The following is a 17,904-nucleotide window of genomic DNA, read 5'->3' as shown; positions in this document are numbered from 1 at the left end:
CGGAGAGAGAGGGATTCGAACCCTCGCACCGCTTACGCAGTCTAACCCCTTAGCAGAGGGTCCCCTTATAGCCACTTGGGTATCTCTCCAAGAAATGGCTCCCCGAACAGGACTCGAACCTGTGACAACTCGATTAACAGTCGAGTGCTCTACCAACTGAGCTATCAGGGAATAATCTCGAATAAACATAATTTATCATGATTAATAAGCCAAGTCAACATCTTAACTATACTTTCTTGCTAACTGTAATAAAGGGAGAAAATACAGCTTATACAGGTATATTGTATCCCCGCCTCAAGCCGGTTATATCCATTAGGATGAACACTACTCGTTAGAGATGGTTTGAAGAGCCAGCTTGCCGGCACATCGGCCGCATCTGTATCGTTTGGGATCCATTTTTCGTTTACGCAGATATTCCGTTCCACAGCTCTTGCATACCAGCTTGTACCGATACGGCTGCGGCTTCCTGCCCTTGCCATCCGGAAGGGACTGACAGAACCTCGAACCGCCTACCTTTTGCAGAAGAGCCTTGAATTCCGGGTCCCTGTGGCGATAGCCGCGTCCGCGAATATGCAGATGGTAGTGGCACAATTCGTGCTTTATGATTTTCTCGACCTCATCCCGCCCGTATGCTTCAAGCTGATGTGGATTAATCTCAATTCGGTGACTCTTCAGCATATATCGGCCGCCGGTTGTCGTCAGACGTCGATTAAACAAGGCCTCGTGGGTAAACGGAACCCCGAAATGATCCAGCGATACCTGCTCAATCCACTGCTGCAGCTCAGCATTATCCACCCGGTTCCCCCTCCTTTCTCACCTCTTGGGCCGCTCAATTTTCCTCTATAATACTTGAATTTTAACCGTTTCGTAGGCTACACTGTCAAGTAGAATGTATGAGGGGAGATTATTACACGTTATGCCTACAATGCGTTATGTCATCCTGCAGCAGGAACAGCAATTAGAGTTTGTTGAAATGCCCGCTGATTACGCCTATCAACTCAGTGCACTCAACCTGCGTCTGCACAAAGAGATTGATAAACTTACTGCAGCGGATGTACCTGTACTGCCCTGGGCCATCGCTGAATGTGACGACCTTGATCTTCTGAACGAGCAGCTCAGTATCACCGGAGGGCTGGATTACATCAATGCGCTTGAGCATAGTTTCGCCAAACTGCGCGAGACGCATTATCCCTTGATTTCCTTACTCACCGAAATTCGGGCCCTTCAAGCCCAGCTGGAACAATGGTACGAAGAAGAAATGGAAACACGCTGATTCATCTATCGTTTTCTAAAAGTGCACATCCTAACCTGTAAGCGCATTTCCGTAACCGGATTTGCGCTTTTTATTTTATCTGAATCGACAGGTCAGTTGACAAGTCGAGCATAGTTTTTTACACGTTCCGCGCGGCTTAATCCGCACAGTCCAGGCTGTTGCCACATATGCTAACGTACAGATGAATTATGCAAGAGGAGGAGATCCCTTTGCCTCAATGGCTTTGCAATCAACTGATGCGTGCATTTCACAAGAAAGACAGCAGACAGATCAAGCTGCTGAACGAATGCTGGTTCTTTTACCGGAACAAACCTGCTAATGGCACACCGCGCAGCGCGGATCGTGAACTCTAGAATCTGACCTCACTCTTCATGTATACAGCCCATTCTCTCTTCCTACATTAACTCATTCGAAGAATATGGAACGGTCGACAGCACCATTCGAGCCGACAACAAACAGCCTTCCCGCAACTGGGAAGGCTGTTCTCGGGTCATGGGACTAGGAAGTCTGCTTCGAAGCAGGCTTTTTCATAGTCAGGCCGACCCGGCCCTTTTTGGTATCCACATTCATCACCCATACCGTTACATTATCACCGACAGAAACAACATCCATCGGATGCTTGACGTAACCGTTGCTCAGCTGTGAAATATGGACAAGTCCATCACTTTTGATCCCGATATCGACGAAGGCACCAAAATCAATTACGTTGCGAACGGTACCTTGGAGTTCCATGCCTTCAACCAAATCCTCAATTTTAAGGACATCCGTACGGAAAATAGGCAGCGGCATTTCTTCCCGAGGGTCACGTCCCGGGCGCTGTAAGCTGTCGAGAATGTCGCGCAGTGTAGGCACACCCACGTCCAGTTTCACAGCCAGTTGTTCAGGCTGCTGTTCGGATAGAAGCACAGACAGCTCCTTGCTGCCCAACTTGTCCAGTTCCACCTGAAGTTCTTTGAACAACTGATCGACGACCTTGTAGGATTCCGGGTGAATCGGTGTACGATCCAGCGGATTCTCACCTTCACCAATGCGCATGAAACCTACGCATTGTTCATAGGTTTTGGCACCCAGACGTGGTACCTTCTGCAGCTGACGACGGTTCGTAAAGCGTCCGTTTTCCTCGCGGTACTTCACAATGTTTTTGGCAATCGTCGCATTCACGCCAGCCACATAGGACAGCAACGATGGCGAAGCCGTATTCACATCCACGCCTACATGGTTAACCGCAGATTCCACGACTGCTTTCAGACTTTCCTCCAGAATCTTTTGAGAAACGTCATGCTGGTATTGGCCTACGCCAATGGCCTTTGGATCAATTTTCACCAGTTCAGCCAGAGGGTCCTGTACACGACGGGCAATGGAAGCTGCACTGCGTTCGGCCACGTCCAGATCCGGGAATTCCTCCTGTGCCAGCTTGGAAGCGGAATACACACTTGCTCCTGCTTCATTAACGATGAGGTACACGAGACTTTCATCGCCATTTTCCTGAATGATCTCAGCTACAAACTGTTCCGTTTCACGGGAAGCTGTACCATTCCCGATAACGATCAGTCCGATGTCATACTGCTTGATCATCCGGTGGAATACTTCGGCTGCTTCGCGCTTTTTGTTGTGAGGTGGCGTCGGGTACGTAACCGCTACTTCCAGCAGTTTGCCCGTATCATCCACTACAGCCAGTTTGCAGCCCGTACGATAAGCAGGGTCGACACCAAGCACACGTTTGCCATGAATCGGCGGCTGAAGCAGCAGGTTACGCAGATTGGCGGAAAACACGGAGATTGCCTGGCTCTCTCCCTTTTCCGTCAGTTCCGCCCGGACTTCGCGCTCAATTGAAGGTGCAATCAGACGTTTGTAGGCATCTTCAATGACAGCCCGCAATACATCCTGCACTGCAGATGCACCTTTGATGACCTGACCTTCCATGTGACGATGTGCCGGTTCAGGCGGAACCTCCAGACCTACTTTCAGAATGCTCTCACGCTCCCCGCGGTTAATAGCGAGAATCCGGTGCGGAGGCATCTTTTTGGCCAATTCACGATAATCATAGTAGTTCTCATAGACCGATTCCTGTTCCGCATCCTTCGCTTCCGAAGTCAACATGCCATGATCCAGCGTATAGCGACGAATCCACGCACGAATAGCAGCATCATCAGCGATGTTCTCAGCGAGAATGTCTTTGGCTCCTTGAAGGGCTGCTTCTGCATCGTCCACTCCAAGCTCTGCATTGATGTAACGCGCAGCTTCTTCGAGCACATTCCCCTGTTTCGGTTGACTCCAGATCCATACGGCTAAGGGCTCAAGACCTTTTTCCTTGGCTACGCTGGCACGCGTTTTGCGCTTCTGGCGATAAGGACGATACAGATCCTCTACCTCCTGCAGCTTCACAGCCTGGGTAATGGACTTTTTCAGTTCTCCCGTCAGTTTGCCTTGTTCTTCTATAATACGGATGACTTCCACTTTGCGATCCTCAAGGTTACGCAGATATACGAGACGTTCCTCAATCAGTCGCAGCTGGTTCTCATCCAGCTCTCCAGTCATTTCTTTACGGTAGCGGGCGATAAACGGAATCGTATTGCCTTCTTCCAGAAGCTCTGACGTCGTGCGCACCTGCTTCAAGGCCAGTGACAGTTCCTTGGCTACCTGTTTGATGATTCTTTCCTGGCGTTCCGCCTTTATTGTTTCTTCATTGGGTTCCAGAACCGTTCCCTGTTCAGACAAATAAATCCCTCTTTCCTTCCTGAATCGTTTCAGATTAAGCATGTTCAGGGCAGCTATGCTGCTGTAATCACAGTATCGAACCTGCACTCATGCAGATTGCTCTTCCCTATATTATCACAAAATTCCGTTCAGTTTTCCAGCATTCCTACCAGTTACAAGTTCTTACAGTGAAGTTTATGGTTCATCGCTTCGCGTAACCCATAAGAAAAGACCGAAAAACGTCACCCCGACGTATTCCGGTCTTCCCCGAAAAGCACTGCATTAAACGCAGGATTTACCTATACCCGTTCAAAACGGAACATCTCGCTCAAATAATCTCCTGTGGCACGGCCTACGGAAATTCCGCCATACATCAATGCATCGCCCGTGTACGTCTCGGTGCTGCCCTTCAGGCGGTAATCGGCATCAGGATCCAATCCTTTTAGCTTCAGACGTTGGAGAGGAGCATTTGGCTCGGACAAGACGCGGAAATAAAATACAACCGCTTCGCTTCCATCGGGTGCGATAAACATCCATGCCGTTTCGTTACCCTCAAACGGACTGAGCAGACGACGGAACGTGCCATACTGAATGGTGCCCCGAATCTCCTTGTACAGCTCCACTTGAGCCTTCACAATGGCATTCTCTTCCTCTGTGAAACGTGTCAGGTCAAGCTCGTAGCCAAAGTTGCCCGACATGGCAACATGTCCGCGGATCTCCAGCGATGTGATGCGGTTAACCTGATGATTCGGTACGGCTGAAATATGTGATCCCATGGAACTTACCGGATACACGAGACTTGTCCCGTATTGGATGCGCAGACGGGATACAGCATCCGTGTTGTCGCTTGTCCACGTTTGCGGCATGTAATACAGCATACCCGGATCGAAACGACCGCCACCACCTGAACAGCTTTCAAACAAAATATTAGGGAATGAGGACGTAATCCGTTCCATCACTTCGTATAATCCAAGCATATAGCGGTGAGCTGTCTCACGCTGTCTGTCCGCAGGCAGCTGTGCAGAGCCGATCTCCGTCATATTCCGGTTCATGTCCCATTTCACATACGAAATCGGCGCAGATCCCAATACGTCGCTCAGCATACGTACGATTTCATCCCGAACGTCTTGGCGGGAGAAATCCAATACCAATTGCTGTCTGCCCTCTGTCCGGCGACGGTCAGGTACATGCAGGCACCAGTCCGGGTGCTTGCGATACAATTCACTATCCGGCGAGATCATCTCTGGCTCGAACCACAATCCAAACTGCATGTCCAGTGCGGTTACACGGTTCGCCAGATCATCCAGACCTTGAGGAAGCTTGTTCTTGTCCACAATCCAGTCACCCAGCGAGGAGTTGTCACTGTCGCGATGTCCGAACCAGCCGTCATCCAATACAAACAGCTCGATGCCAAGCTTCTTCCCTGCACGGGCAATCTGTTCAATCTTGTCTGCATTAAAACCAAAATACGTCGCTTCCCAGTTGTTCACGAGTACCGGACGCTCTGTATTGCGGAATTTGCCGCGAGCAAGTCGTTCGCGATAAAGTTCGTGATAAGACTGGGACATGCCGTCAAGTCCTGCATCCGAATATACCATGACCGTTTCAGGCGTTTGGAAAGCTTCTCCGGATTCCAGCTTCCAGCTGAACTCAAACGGGTTAATGCCGAGTGATACACGCGTGGTGTGGAACTGATCCACTTCTGCTTGCGCTGTGAAACTTCCGCTATATACGAGACTGAAGCCGTACACTTCTCCCTGATCTTCATCCGTACCTGGCGTCATTAACGCAATAAACGGGTTTTGTTGATGGCTGCTTGAACCACGGCGGCTTTCCACGCCTTGCAAGCCAGAAGCCAGTGGGCGACGAACAATATCGCGTTCCCGCGTCCATGCACCTGACAGCTGCAGCAGTTCATAATCAGCATGCGGGAAATCGACGGATGTGCTTAGTGCACGAGCCACATTCACCGAGGTAGCGCTCTCATTAATGATACGCATCGATCTCGTAATTGCATTAAAGGACGAATAAGCTGTGTAGGAGAGCTCGATGCGGACTCCTGCCACGCGATCCTCCATTTCAATAACAAGTGTGTCAGCTTCGTCTGCAGCTTCCACATAGGTCGCAGGCAATCCTTGAAGAGCAGGTTTGCCTTTCTCCAACCGATGGCCAACATACGTAAATTCCGAGACACTTGAACCATTCTCCAGTTGAAGCTGTACGGCCGGGTTACGGAAATCACTTGTTCCGTATACAGGCAGCTCCAGCGGCAGCGTATCAAATGAGATTGTCCGATCCTCAGGTACCGGATTCGGGCTGAAGGAAGCGCGTTCTGTCCGAACATGGAGCCAGCTCAGATCTGAGTCGCGTAATTTTTTGCCATAATACAGATGTACCAAATATCCCGAAGGAAGCACCTGGAATACGTAACTTGCCTTGCGGGTTTGTAAATGAAATTGTAGTTTCTCTTCATTGATATAAATGCTCATATGTCTCCTCCACCTCTATATACATCTTTGGCGTAAACGGTTTCTCAGGTTCCATTATAGCGAAAAGCACGCCAATGTTCTACGCTTTCATTTTTGTTCAGACAAAAGAGCGTACCGCAGCCCTTGGGCCGCGATACGCTCCTCTGAAATGTTGTCTGTAATTGTGTGTTCCCCGCAAGGAACATCCCGCTACGGGCGGATTACTGGCAACCCAAACCAGGTGCCATGCAACCTAAAAATCGATCAAACCGAGACTGATCTGCAACGCCTCATTGACCAATTTCATGGTCTCCTCGTCCAGATGGGTAATCTTGTCAGTCAGTCTTTGTTTGTCAATCGTCCGTATTTGTTCGAGCAAAATCACAGAGTCCCGGTCAAAGCCATGAGCCGCAGCATCAATCTCGACATGCGTCGGCAGCTTTGCCTTCTGAATCTGGGCGGTAATAGCCGCCACGATACACGTTGGACTGAACCGGTTACCGATGTCATTCTGGATGACCAGCACCGGCCTGACTCCACCTTGCTCCGAACCGACAACGGGAGAAAGATCCGCAAAAAAAACGTCACCGCGTTTTACGATCAATGTCTACACCCCGCTAACTAAGCGGTCCAGAGTGCTGTCCGCATCTTCCTCCGCGTGAAAGGCCTCGGATGCCATGGTCAGATTAATTTTTGCCATCTCCATGTACCCGCGCTGCATGGACTCACGGATGTAACGCTTCTTCCGTTCGGTCAAATACAGCTTCATGGCCTGCCTAATCAATTCGCTGCGGTTGGAATTCTCCAGCGCTACGATGCCATCCACTTCCTGCAGGAGATGATCAGGCAAACTGATCATAATCCGCTTGGTGTTCTGCAAGTTGGCCACCTATCTTCCACCCCCACAAACCTTTCGCCATTGTGAACCAGTATTACGTTTTTCCAGAACTTTTATACAAAGGAATATATATGCCCCGAGTATATCAAGTATGCTGTACTCCATTATAAACATGGGGGGCAATATTCGTACAGACCAAACATCTCTTTTCAGGATTTTTCATCCTCGTCAATATAACAACATTCGAGATGCTCCGACAGTTTTCCTTCCGTTCCGAAAAAAAGTTTATTGGTAATAGCGTCCAGTAAGCCTGTCAGGATGTCAAAAGAGGATTAACCTTGACGACTTCAACGCCGTTCCGGAAATAGATTCGCGGAATACGATGAGCCATCATGCAGATCACCTCATAGGCAATCGTATCAAGCTGGGAGGCCACTTCATCTGCGGTAATCACACCATCAGATTGATGACCGATGAGGACAACCTCTTCGCCGGCTTGAATTTCTTCCGCCTCTTCAGCAAAAGATTGCAGCGACACCATACACTGATCCATGCAGATCGTACCGACGACGGGAACGCGGCGGCCACGTACAAGCACTTGAGCTTTACCTGTCAGCATTCTTGAAAATCCGTCTGCATAGCCGATAGGCAGGGTCGCAATTCGTTCGTTCCCTTGTGTCACATAACGGGTTCCGTAGCTGACCCCCCAATGAGGCGGCAGCGTTTTGACCAGAACCGCTTTCGTCTTCAGTGTCAATACCGGGACCAGTTTCACTACCTGATGATTCACCTCGGCCGAAGGGTACAGCCCATACAGACTGATACCCACTCGTACCATATTGTAGGATAATTCCGGTGTATCAATGGCAGCTGCACTGTTCGCCGTATGTATAATCGGGATGACACATCCCTGATCCCGCAGCGCTTCAACCACGCTTTGAAACCGTCGATACTGCTCCAGTGTATAGGTCTTGTCTTCTTCATCCGCCTTGGCATAATGAGTGAACATGCCTTCGAGCAGGACCTGATCCATTGCCGCTGCTTCCTGGATGAAAGCAATAGCTTCATCACCGGGCAGCAGACCCAGGCGTCCCATACCACTATCAATTTTGATGTGAACCTTCAATTGGTTCTGAGACGATCCTGTATCCAGATCACGAATCGCTTCAAGCACTTCCCTGCTGAACAGGGTTATGGTCACATCTTGTTCCCTGGCTACAGCAATACCCTCAGGCGGTGTATAACCCAATACCAAGATCGGAGCCTTGATTCCGTTTTGTCGCAGTTCAAGCGCTTCGTCCAGAAAAGCGACACTCAGATAATCCACTCCGATTCGTTCCAGTTCTCTGGCCGTCTCCACAGCTCCATGTCCATAAGCGTTCGCCTTGACACAAGCTAGAAACTTCATGCCTTGCGGCAGAACCGAGCGGAAAGCGTCTACGTTGCTTCTCAAATGATCCAAGTTGATCTCCGCTTGGGTCGGCCGATATTGTCCTTGCACGTTCAGTCACCTTCTCTAGTCATCTTAATCCGGCTCACATATCAGACTCCATCGTAATGCTCAAGCATGTGACTGTCAAATGAGCAGAAGAACTGTGACTCAAAAACTGTGCCCAGCATAATGTTGAAGCCGGAAGCGGATGAAGAAACAGGCGGATAAGCGATACGGACATGAGTCCAAAATGCAGCCTCATGCCATCTCTCTCTGCCTATACCGATTACTTACCCGGTTCATCCCGCATATAAGCGTTTTTGTATTTATTGGGTCAACCTGCCCATTTGACTGTTCATTTCTCAAGCAATACCCATTACGAACCGTCCTGCTTTTACTCTCCATAATATGCCACTGCAACCTAACTGTGTACATCAAAAAGCACCGGAGAACAAGTCCCCGATGCTCCTTAGCATTCCTAATGCCCTAACGACTATACCTATTACATCATTTACCTGACTGCTCCTGCATCGATGTTGCAATCTGAACCATTTCACTCTCCGGCAGATCCGCGCTCGTGATTCTGTATTCAATTCCATCAGTCATCCATGTTAATGTTTGTAATGCGTCTCCACTAATCATTCCCAGAGTGAATCCAAGATCCACTACGCGGGATGGTGCGAGTGAAACAGCTCTATCCTGCGGTCTGGCTTCGAAAATCGTATAGTTATACGTTCCTTCGTAGCGGAGCATGACCGAGTAATCGCCGGATTCCTCCACAATTTGATCATCCTTCAGCTTGACGCCTTCCGGGGCGTATGTCGGTTCGATCACGCCAAAACTGCCGGCTCCTTCCGGTTCAGTCATCGTAGGCTCCTCTGTACCTGGTTCACCACTCGCCGGGTCCTGAGCTGCCTGTTGTTCCGGGTTCTCGTTCACACCGGTTTGTCCATCAGTGACTCCTTCAGCAGAACCTGTTGTCGGTTCTTGACCTGGAGCAGTATCGGAACTTGCGGGCTCCTTGGTACCATTCTCTCCTGCCTGCTCGGCCGGATTCGTAGTGTCTGTTCCGCTATTCCCTTCTGTGCCTGCTGTCATGTTGCGCTGCATATCAAAGGCATCTTTGCCGAATTCTGCACCGAATTTGAAGCTGTCAAATTTAACATCTACGACGACGTTTGCATTGGAGTCTGAGACCTCAACCTGTTTGGGTGCATAATCACTTTTGTTCAGCCAGATTTTCTGTCTGACCAGTGCGTGCGTATTATAATTGGCAGCTACATCAAATACGTAGCTCTCCTTCTCATCTGCGAATTGACGTGTTGTATCACCCGTGATACTGCGAATCAGTGTCTCATAGAGATAAACCTGACCCTGGTTATCCGGCCAATTGCTCTGGAACCGGAAGCTTTTGTTCTGGCTTGGTGTCAGGACGAATACGCCCTCATCGTTGCGCAGTACAATCTGGGTGACATCCTTTTTGGCGTTGGTAAGCGCAATTCGGTAATATGAAGGCTTCTGATGCCACACCTCGACCTTATACTGCTGCGGCGTATCTCCGGTATGCAGTGTCATCACACCTGCTCCCTGGTAACTCTCCATCTCTCCTACGACTTCGTTCAGATCTTTGACCACGGCTGCCGCATCCTTCTTCCCGCAGGCGGCAAGTAAGGCCGATAAGACCAATACCATGGCAAGCATCCATGATATTCGGCGCATGACATCATCCCCTTTAGCACAATGTTTTCACTTCAGGATTGTGCGTACAGCAGAACCCCTACTTGATTAGTACATGTCTATGAGGGACTTGTTCGATTTATGCGGACTGGTTTGACAAGCTTTCTATCCCCTTGTTAGGACAAGTGAAAATAGGCAAATCAGTCTCGGGTCCGATGTTAACTTTATCCAAAAAAGGCATAGTTGATATTGAACAACTTCTTGGATGATAACTACATATGCGTTTTGTTTTCTTGGTTTGAACTCACTTCATATTTTCATTGGAGGGATACTAATGACTACCACTAAACATCGCTCATTACTGGACGGACTGGATGAATTTGTAGCTGAACAGCTGCAAATCTGGAAGAGTGTTGGAGCAGCGGTCGCTGTAATTCACAAGAATGAGGTCATTTGGCAAAAAGGCTATGGGTATCGCGATCTGGAATCCAAACTCGAAGTAACACCAAGCACTCTCTTTGCCATCGGGTCTAGTACAAAAGCTTTTACGGCAACAACCGCTGCCCTGTTAGTCGATCAAGAACTGCTGAACTGGGATACACCTGCTAAAACGTATATGGATGATTTTAAAATGTTCGACCCTGTGGCTACGGAACGCCTGACCATTCGTGATATGTTATGTCATCGCTCCGGACTACCCCGGCATGAAATGGTATGGTACAACTCTTCACGTACCCGGGAAGAGCTCGTAAATGTCTTACAGTATCTTGAACCAAATGAAGATTTCAGAAATAAGTGGCAATATCAAAATCTGATGTACATGACTGCGGGCTTTCTCGTCGGAAAGCTGAAGGAAACAACCTGGGAGAGCTTCGTTCAGGATCACCTGCTAGAGCCGCTAGGGATGACATCCAGTTTGTTCTCTGTGGAGGAAATGCAGCTCCAGCCTGATTTTGCTCTTCCTTATATGGAGAAAGACGGCGAAAATGTACGGATTCCTTATCGAAACATCAATGCAATCGGTCCGGCAGGCTCCATGAACAGCAATCTGGAAGACATGATAGCCTGGCTGCGCTTGCAATTAAATCAGGGGCAGCATGATGGACAGCAGCTCGTCTCCAAGGAACAAATGGAAGCATTGCACAGTCCGCAGATGCCATGTGATTCTCCGTTTCATGGTCCAGAGATGCCTGTCAGCACTTACGGACTGGGGTGGTTCATCGAACCTTACCGTGGACATTCCTTGATCCATCATGGGGGCGCCATTGATGGCTTTAGTTCGCAGGTCGCTTTTTTGCCGGAAGAAGAGATCGGGATCGTAGTACTCTGCAATACCCATGGCAGCATCATCCCCTATACCGTTACGTTTAACATCATAGACCGCTTGCTTGGAATGGAGCCTGTGGATTGGAGCGGAAAAATGGCCAAATTAATGAGTGGCGGGGAGCCAGTGGATTCTGCAGTTAAGGATACACCAGAAACGTTGGCCCACGCAGCAGCACCAATGAACGATGGTGAGAAAAAAACCGACGATACACAAGATGATACAAAAATTGTGCCCCTTGACCGATCTCTAATCACCTACGCAGGTATCTATGTTCATGCCGGTTACGGAGAATTGTCCATCCAATTGAAAGATGACGGATTACAGGCGATATTCAACGAGATTGAAATGCCCATGGAATACACAGGGAATGATACCTTTTCCGTCCTGCTTGTTTTATTTGGACTCAAAATCACGTTTACTTTCCAGGTCGATCAGGAAAATAACACTCATTCCATTTCCATTCCCTTCTTGATGGAACCGGGTGCGAAACCCATTGAGTTTATGAAGAAAAACGAAGAATAGCGGCTCACTACAAGGCTCATCCCGCTGTGTATCACTTACCACAGCGGGATGTAGGCCGGATAACTTGCTTCCTTATGATCAGCGTCCGGTTTGCGTTTCACCCACAGACGGCGTAGATCAGGCATCCCATACCCCACCACATTGTAATCACGAAGTGAGGCATGATGAGCATGTTCCTCCTTGAAACGATATGTGGGCAGCAGCAGCGCCTCCTCGATCAGTTTGGCCTCTACCTCCAGCAGTGCTTCCATTCGTTCGTCACCTTCCCGAATTCCTACGATGCGCCTGCATTCCTTGTCTAACTCCTTTTTCCGATCATCATCCATGGCAACCAGAAACAATGTATTCTGAAAGGTAAACATGATGAACAGGCTCAGCATGACATGATCATCGAACACTTCCCCTGTATACACGAGATCACATGACCTGAACTCATCATGGTACACCGCACTAATCGGATTACCTGGAACGATATCAATATGCAAACCAATCTGTTCACTGCGTTGTACGAACCAGAGCATGTCCGTCTCCATTTTCTGTCCATCCTCTACCCATAACCGCAGCGTCTGGCCCGCGTAGCTGCTTCGCTTAAGCAGTTCTTCCGCTTGGGCCAATGAGGAATCTGTAATGAAATCTGATGTCCCTGTTCGTTTCTTTCGTATAGAGGAGCTCCCCCTCTCTACCTCCCTTGTATCCCCATAATTATCTCGAACCAGGCTGTATGCAGGCTGATTACGCGTATCCCGGAACGCATCCATCATCTCCTGTTGATTCAGCAGCTGCTGCACAGCCCGTCGAAAATAAAGATCCTGCTGCGGACCTTCTTTGCGCATATTAAACGTCATATATACTCCGCCCTGAACTTCATGCTGTACCGCATGAGGCGCTCCATCCGGAAACAAATCCTGCTTGATCACCGACTCTACGAGTCCGGACTGCGGGAGCTGCCACACCTCAACCCGATCAATGTAGGCACGTCCTCTGAAATAAGAAGGGAATACATCCAAGACCAGCAGTCTGGGGTGATTGCGCGTTAAACGATAGGGGCCTGTTCCAACAGGATGCATCCGGTCGAACTCCACATCCCTCGGCAAAATCGACGCACACATGCTGCTCATCAGATCCGGGAACATGAAGTTTGAGCTGTATAACGTAAAACGTACCGTCAGCTCATCAAATGTCTCGATCTTTGCAATGGTGCCAAACAGCGGCCGGCAGGGATTGCCGGTATCCTCAAGGATTCGTTCAAATGTGAACTTCACATCCTCTGCATCCAGTAATCTGCCATGATGAAATAGAACACCTTTGTGCAGATAAAATGTCCATTCTGTTCCTTCAAGGTTGCTCTCCCACGCCACGGCAAGACTTGGCTCACAGATGCGACGCTCAGCATTATAGCGTACCAGGCGATCGAATACCTCTGCGACAATGCCCACTTCTCCCCACATGGCAGCCCGGGCAGGATCCAATGTCTCAAACGGAAAGTTCTGTGGGATTCGCAGGATATCCATCCTTCCCATGGTCCCCTGGTCTGAACGAAGACCAAACTGGTCCTGCAAACCCTGCATTAACATTTCCCTTAACGAAAAAGGCAGACTCGCGGCCAGCTGATAGGCTTCTTCCAGCCTATTGCCCTGCAGCAGGCGATCAAAACGTTCACGGGCTACATCAAGCAGCGGTGCCTGAAAGACAAGCAATGACTTTTTCCCTCTGCCACGCCTCGGACTCCACCTAATCCAGTTGTTATCCATAAACTTGTTCATAATTAAATTCATGTTACGCATGGTGCAGCACAAATGGTGTGCCAGCTCTCCAATCGTCGTTGGCCATTCTTCATCATCATGAACGTTTGGAAACGCCATACGCAATTGAATATAATGGTCAGCTACTTCCACAACTCCCCCTGCCTTCCCGCTCTACTAAAATACGAAATCCATTCATCCGCTTCTACAGTTTTTCTTCAGGTTTTCCTCCATTATACTCAGTAACATCTACATGACAAAGCAGGAAGGAAGAAATGCAACCGATGAAATATGCTGATTTGCACCGCAACATTAAAATTCGTATCATCACTGACTTTTTTACAGACTTGACCCAGAAATCAATCATTCCGTTCATGGCCATTTATCTGAGCGTCCAGATGGGGGCTGGCTGGGCTGGTGTGCTGCTTACGGTCAACATTGTATCCTCCATGATCGCTGGTCTGGGCGCAGGATACTGGTCGGATCGGATTGGACGCAAAAAGATGATGGTTATCGCTCAATGTGTGCAAGTATTCGCCTTGTTCTGGCTGGCTGCGGCGAATTCGCCCTGGCTGAATTCGGTAGAACTAACTTGCATCATGTTTTTTCTTAGCAGTCTAAGCTCCGGTATCACCGTTCCAATCGCAGGTGCAATGATCGTGGACGTAAGCAGTGAACATGAACGGCATTATGTATATGGATTACAGTATTGGACGACCAATGTAGCCATTACATTTGGCGCACTGATGGGCGGATTGTTATTCGACTCCTTCCGATTCATTCTGTTCAGTCTGGTGTGCATGGAGAGCTTGGTAACCTTGTTCATTTTGTTGTTTTTCATTCAGGAAACCATGGAACAAACAGCAAAAACGGGCTCGGTTCAGACCACCGCGCCAGTCAGAAGAAATATGCTAAAGACCTATGGAAGTGTACTCAGGGACAGAAAGTTCATGGTCTTCTTCACCGCCTCGGTACTTGCCGTCTCTCTCGAATTCCAACTGGATAAATACATTGCTGTCCGTCTGAAAAGCGAGTTCAGTGCCCAGCTACTCCACTGGAACATTTCGGGTCTGCAAATGTTCAGCCTAATCTTGTCGATCAACACGGTACTGGTTGCCTTGATTGCTATCCCATTCTCCAAATGGATGGCACGTTTCCAATCCAGATCCGTCATGACGGTTGGCATGTGTCTTTACACCGCCGGGTTCGCCGTACTTGCATTTAGCAACTGGGCATTACTCCTAATCGGATCTGCCGTCCTGCTGACGATTGGCGAATTGATGTACTCCCCGGTACGTCAGGTCCTACTTGCCGGGATGATCCCCGATTCGGATCGAGCAGCATATATGGCTGCAGATGGCATGAGTTATAATGTCGCTGCCCTGCTGGGCAGTTTGGGGCTAATGATCGGAGCTATGCTGCCTTCATATGCCATGGCCAGCCTGTATGTGATCATTGGGGCCTTTGCTCTTGTATTTTTCCGCCAATCACTCAGGCCGTCAGCCGAACCGAGCGAGCCCCTGCGATGTGCGGATGCTTCATAAGCTGCACACCGTTAGGAAACCTTTCAAGTTTCGTAATCCAACGATCATGAAACCTATCGAGCCAATTGGAAGTAATACACAGTGAACAGGCTTTATTGCCAAAATTTGCGCAAGGGAGTGTTTACATGCATTTATCCAATCGAAGGAGCCGCTTCAGATTCACCTCGCTAACGGGTGCATTTATGGCTTTCGTCCTGTCGTTAAGTCTCTGGGCACCAGCGGTTCATGCGGAAACCCCATCACCTCAGGTCAATGGAAAAGGACAAACCAAGGCTCTAACCTCTGAATCAGCGGAGGCATTTCTGGACACGTTTTTTGATTCGGCTGAAGCCAAGGCACAATATGTCGGTGCTTCCGTTGTTGTCGTCAAGGATGGCAAAGTCCTGGCAGAGAAAGGCTACGGCTATGCCGATCAGGAGAGCAAAACGCCTGTCGATCCGAAGAGTACTGCTTTTCGCGTAGCCTCCGTCTCCAAAACATTTACGGCAGCAGCCGTCATGCAATTGGTGGAGCAGGGGAAGGTAGATCTGCAAGCCGATTTTCAAACGTATGTGAAGGGACTTGAGTTTGATAACCCTTTTGACAAGCCTGTCACTGTGGAAAACCTGCTTACGCACACTACCGGATTCGAGATTCGCGATCCGCAGCAGGAAGATATTCACGCCGACTTCAACAAAACAGTCTCCATGGAGGACTATGCACAGCAGCACATGCCTCCTGTCGTCAGAGAACCTGGCAGTGCCTATATGTACGACAACTTCTCATTCCTGCTGCTCGGCATGATTGTGGAGAATGTCAGCGGTGAACCATTTGAGACGTACATGCAGCAGCACATTTTCAAACCACTCGGTATGGATAACAGCAGCTTCATGTTGAACGACAAGTTTAAGGCTCAGCTCGCGACAGCCTATGACGCGGTACATAATCCGCTCGATCTGTACACCCTCTCCCCAACACCGATGCCTCAAGGAGGCATGTTGTCGACGGCCGAGGATATCGGGAACTTCATGATCGCTTTCTTAAATGATGGTGTAAAAGATAACGAGCGTATACTGAAGGAATCCACCGTCAAAAGCATGGAGCAGTATCGCTCCTCCATACATCCGGTACTCCCGGACACAACATATGGATTTGAAGCAGCATTTCAGCTGCCTGGTGCGGGCAGCAGCCCCGAGATTATTACCAAAGCAGGCGACCTGATCGGTTTCAGCTCTTATCTCTTCCTTATTCCGGAGCAAAATACAGGCGTCTTCCTTACGTATAATCAGTCGGGAGCTCTTCGTAATCTGTTCTACCCTGCGTTCATCCAGACCTTCTTCCCGCAATATGCGGAGCCGGTCGAAATCAAGGATTTCACGCCTCAATCCACCAATGAACTGCAGCGCTTCGCCGGACTGTATGCTGACCTAAGACTAAGCACGATCGTCAGTTCTCTCAAAAACGGTGGCACAGAACCCGGTAAATTGAGCATTTCAGATGCTTTCCTGGGCCCACGTACCTTGATTCAGGTGGATGAGAATCTGTTCAAGGATGAGTTAACGGGTCAATTCACAGCCTTTAAGGAACATGCAGATGGAACAATCTATATGAAAGAACCCTACCTCAATCCGCTGGGATATGAGAAAAAAGGGCAGCAGCCTCAGGGATTCCGGGATGTTCGTCCGGATAGCCCTTATGCCGAGGCCATCTATGGATTACAGTCGCTCGGTCATTATGACAATGATGCAAGCGAGGCATTCCAGCCCAAGTCAGCCGTTACACGTGCTGAATTCATTGAAGATGTACTGAAAATGAGCGGTCTCAAACCAAGCCAAACAACGCCGCCTGCGGATAGCGATTGGGCCAGTCACCCTGCAGCAGGCTACATCCAGCTCGGTTATGAAGCCGGCATGATCACGGGTGCGGATCCCAAACAATTCAAGCCGGATCAAGTCATTACCCGCCAGGAAGCCATGGTGATGATCTGGAGATCGCTGCAGCTGCAGTATCCGAGTGAGCTGTTCCAGGATGTGAAGCTTGCCGGACATGCGGATGAGTGGGCTGTACCTGCTATCCAGATGATGGTTAAGCTCGGCATTCATGGTCCGGAAGTGAAGGTACTGGAGAATGGCTCTGTCAATGTCCTTGCCCGCAAACCGCTTATTCGTCAAGAAGAGGCTGCCATTATGTATCAATTGTTTACTCAACCAACGGATAAGATTGTGGCTGAACTTATGGCTCAGCAGCCTCAACCAGAAACCTCCGATGTGGATGAAGCTGATGAGGACCAGCCTTCACCTGCCAGTACGGAGGAAACACCTTAAAAGATTAAAGTGTAATAACAGTTCCAGACGTCAAACAGGCTTGTTCGGAAGGAGGATAACCTTCTTCGAACAAGCCTGTTT

At 49.2% G+C, this 17,904-nt stretch carries 13 protein-coding genes and 2 tRNA genes; 5 read left to right on the top strand and 10 right to left on the bottom strand.

Annotated features, from left to right (window positions below; genetic code table 11):
• From CHI14_RS14135 to CHI14_RS14125, 3 genes are all read right to left on the bottom strand, one after another.
• A tRNA-Ser gene (locus CHI14_RS14135) sits at positions 1-89 on the bottom strand.
• Positions 90-95: 6 nt separating this feature from the next.
• A tRNA-Asn gene (locus tag CHI14_RS14130) sits at positions 96-171 on the bottom strand.
• 153 nt (positions 172-324) lie between these two features.
• Positions 325-795, bottom strand: coding sequence for a SprT family protein (locus CHI14_RS14125; protein ID WP_095289073.1), 471 nt, complete (start codon positions 793-795; stop codon positions 325-327).
• A gap of 121 nt (positions 796-916) precedes the next feature.
• On the opposite strand from CHI14_RS14125, the gene CHI14_RS14120 reads away from it, so the two are divergent.
• Both CHI14_RS14120 and cmpA read left to right on the top strand, forming a co-directional pair.
• On the top strand, positions 917-1,273 hold the full coding sequence (locus CHI14_RS14120; RefSeq protein WP_095289072.1) for a hydrolase/acyltransferase: 357 nt from the start codon (positions 917-919) through the stop codon (positions 1,271-1,273).
• A 209-nt stretch (positions 1,274-1,482) separates the two neighbouring features.
• Positions 1,483-1,626: a cortex morphogenetic protein CmpA gene (gene cmpA, locus CHI14_RS14115; protein ID WP_095289070.1), complete on the top strand. Its 144-nt coding sequence runs from the start codon at positions 1,483-1,485 to the stop codon at positions 1,624-1,626.
• A 145-nt stretch (positions 1,627-1,771) separates the two neighbouring features.
• On the opposite strand, the gene CHI14_RS14110 is transcribed toward cmpA, so the two are convergent.
• The 6 genes from CHI14_RS14110 to CHI14_RS14085 form a co-directional block, all read right to left on the bottom strand.
• Complete coding sequence (locus tag CHI14_RS14110) at positions 1,772-3,991, bottom strand: Tex family protein (RefSeq protein WP_095289069.1); 2,220 nt, start codon at positions 3,989-3,991, stop codon at positions 1,772-1,774.
• A gap of 278 nt (positions 3,992-4,269) precedes the next feature.
• Positions 4,270-6,459: an alpha-galactosidase gene (locus tag CHI14_RS14105; RefSeq protein ID WP_095289068.1), complete on the bottom strand. Its 2,190-nt coding sequence runs from the start codon at positions 6,457-6,459 to the stop codon at positions 4,270-4,272.
• Positions 6,460-6,691: 232 nt separating this feature from the next.
• On the bottom strand, positions 6,692-7,042 hold the full coding sequence (locus CHI14_RS14100; RefSeq protein WP_024630714.1) for a type II toxin-antitoxin system PemK/MazF family toxin: 351 nt from the start codon (positions 7,040-7,042) through the stop codon (positions 6,692-6,694).
• Between the two features lie 3 nt (positions 7,043-7,045).
• Positions 7,046-7,327 carry a CopG family ribbon-helix-helix protein gene (locus CHI14_RS14095; protein WP_056699650.1) on the bottom strand — a complete coding sequence of 94 codons (282 nt, stop codon included), beginning with the start codon at positions 7,325-7,327 and terminating at the stop codon, positions 7,046-7,048.
• A gap of 262 nt (positions 7,328-7,589) precedes the next feature.
• Positions 7,590-8,777, bottom strand: a complete 1,188-nt coding sequence (gene alr / locus CHI14_RS14090) for an alanine racemase (protein WP_095289066.1) — start codon at positions 8,775-8,777, stop codon at positions 7,590-7,592.
• A gap of 438 nt (positions 8,778-9,215) precedes the next feature.
• Positions 9,216-10,427 carry an outer membrane lipoprotein-sorting protein gene (locus CHI14_RS14085; protein ID WP_095289065.1) on the bottom strand — a complete coding sequence of 404 codons (1,212 nt, stop codon included), beginning with the start codon at positions 10,425-10,427 and terminating at the stop codon, positions 9,216-9,218.
• Positions 10,428-10,719: 292 nt separating this feature from the next.
• On the opposite strand from CHI14_RS14085, the gene CHI14_RS14080 reads away from it, so the two are divergent.
• Complete coding sequence (locus CHI14_RS14080; protein WP_095289063.1) at positions 10,720-12,234, top strand: serine hydrolase; 1,515 nt, start codon at positions 10,720-10,722, stop codon at positions 12,232-12,234.
• A 35-nt stretch (positions 12,235-12,269) separates the two neighbouring features.
• Here CHI14_RS14080 and CHI14_RS14075 read toward each other — a convergent pair whose 3' ends face one another.
• Positions 12,270-14,129 (bottom strand): ABC transporter substrate-binding protein, encoded by a 1,860-nt coding sequence (locus CHI14_RS14075; RefSeq protein ID WP_095289062.1) that lies wholly within the window; start codon positions 14,127-14,129, stop codon positions 12,270-12,272.
• 122 nt (positions 14,130-14,251) lie between these two features.
• Between CHI14_RS14075 and CHI14_RS14070 the strand changes: the two genes are divergently transcribed.
• Both CHI14_RS14070 and CHI14_RS14065 read left to right on the top strand, forming a co-directional pair.
• Positions 14,252-15,520, top strand: a complete 1,269-nt coding sequence (locus tag CHI14_RS14070; protein WP_095289060.1) for an MDR family MFS transporter — start codon at positions 14,252-14,254, stop codon at positions 15,518-15,520.
• Between the two features lie 125 nt (positions 15,521-15,645).
• Positions 15,646-17,823 (top strand): serine hydrolase domain-containing protein, encoded by a 2,178-nt coding sequence (locus tag CHI14_RS14065; protein WP_095289059.1) that lies wholly within the window; start codon positions 15,646-15,648, stop codon positions 17,821-17,823.
• Positions 17,824-17,904 lie beyond the last annotated feature (81 nt).

The sequence above is a fragment of the Paenibacillus sp. 7516 genome, from assembly GCF_002272715.1.
Classification (GTDB): domain Bacteria; phylum Bacillota; class Bacilli; order Paenibacillales; family Paenibacillaceae; genus Paenibacillus; species Paenibacillus illinoisensis_A.
This window is presented reverse-complemented; position numbering and strand designations above follow the sequence as displayed.

What these genes read in the sequence shown, in the direction of transcription:
- CHI14_RS14120 (WP_095289072.1), top strand. Translation starts at nt 917, where the DNA reads ATGCCTACAATGCGTTATGTCATCCTGCAGCAGGAACAGCAATTAGAG.
- CHI14_RS14105 (WP_095289068.1), bottom strand. Translation starts at nt 6,459, where the DNA reads ATGAGCATTTATATCAATGAAGAGAAACTACAATTTCATTTACAAACC.
- CHI14_RS14085 (WP_095289065.1), bottom strand. Translation starts at nt 10,427, where the DNA reads ATGCGCCGAATATCATGGATGCTTGCCATGGTATTGGTCTTATCGGCC.
- CHI14_RS14080 (WP_095289063.1), top strand. Translation starts at nt 10,720, where the DNA reads ATGACTACCACTAAACATCGCTCATTACTGGACGGACTGGATGAATTT.
- CHI14_RS14070 (WP_095289060.1), top strand. Translation starts at nt 14,252, where the DNA reads ATGCAACCGATGAAATATGCTGATTTGCACCGCAACATTAAAATTCGT.
- CHI14_RS14065 (WP_095289059.1), top strand. Translation starts at nt 15,646, where the DNA reads ATGCATTTATCCAATCGAAGGAGCCGCTTCAGATTCACCTCGCTAACG.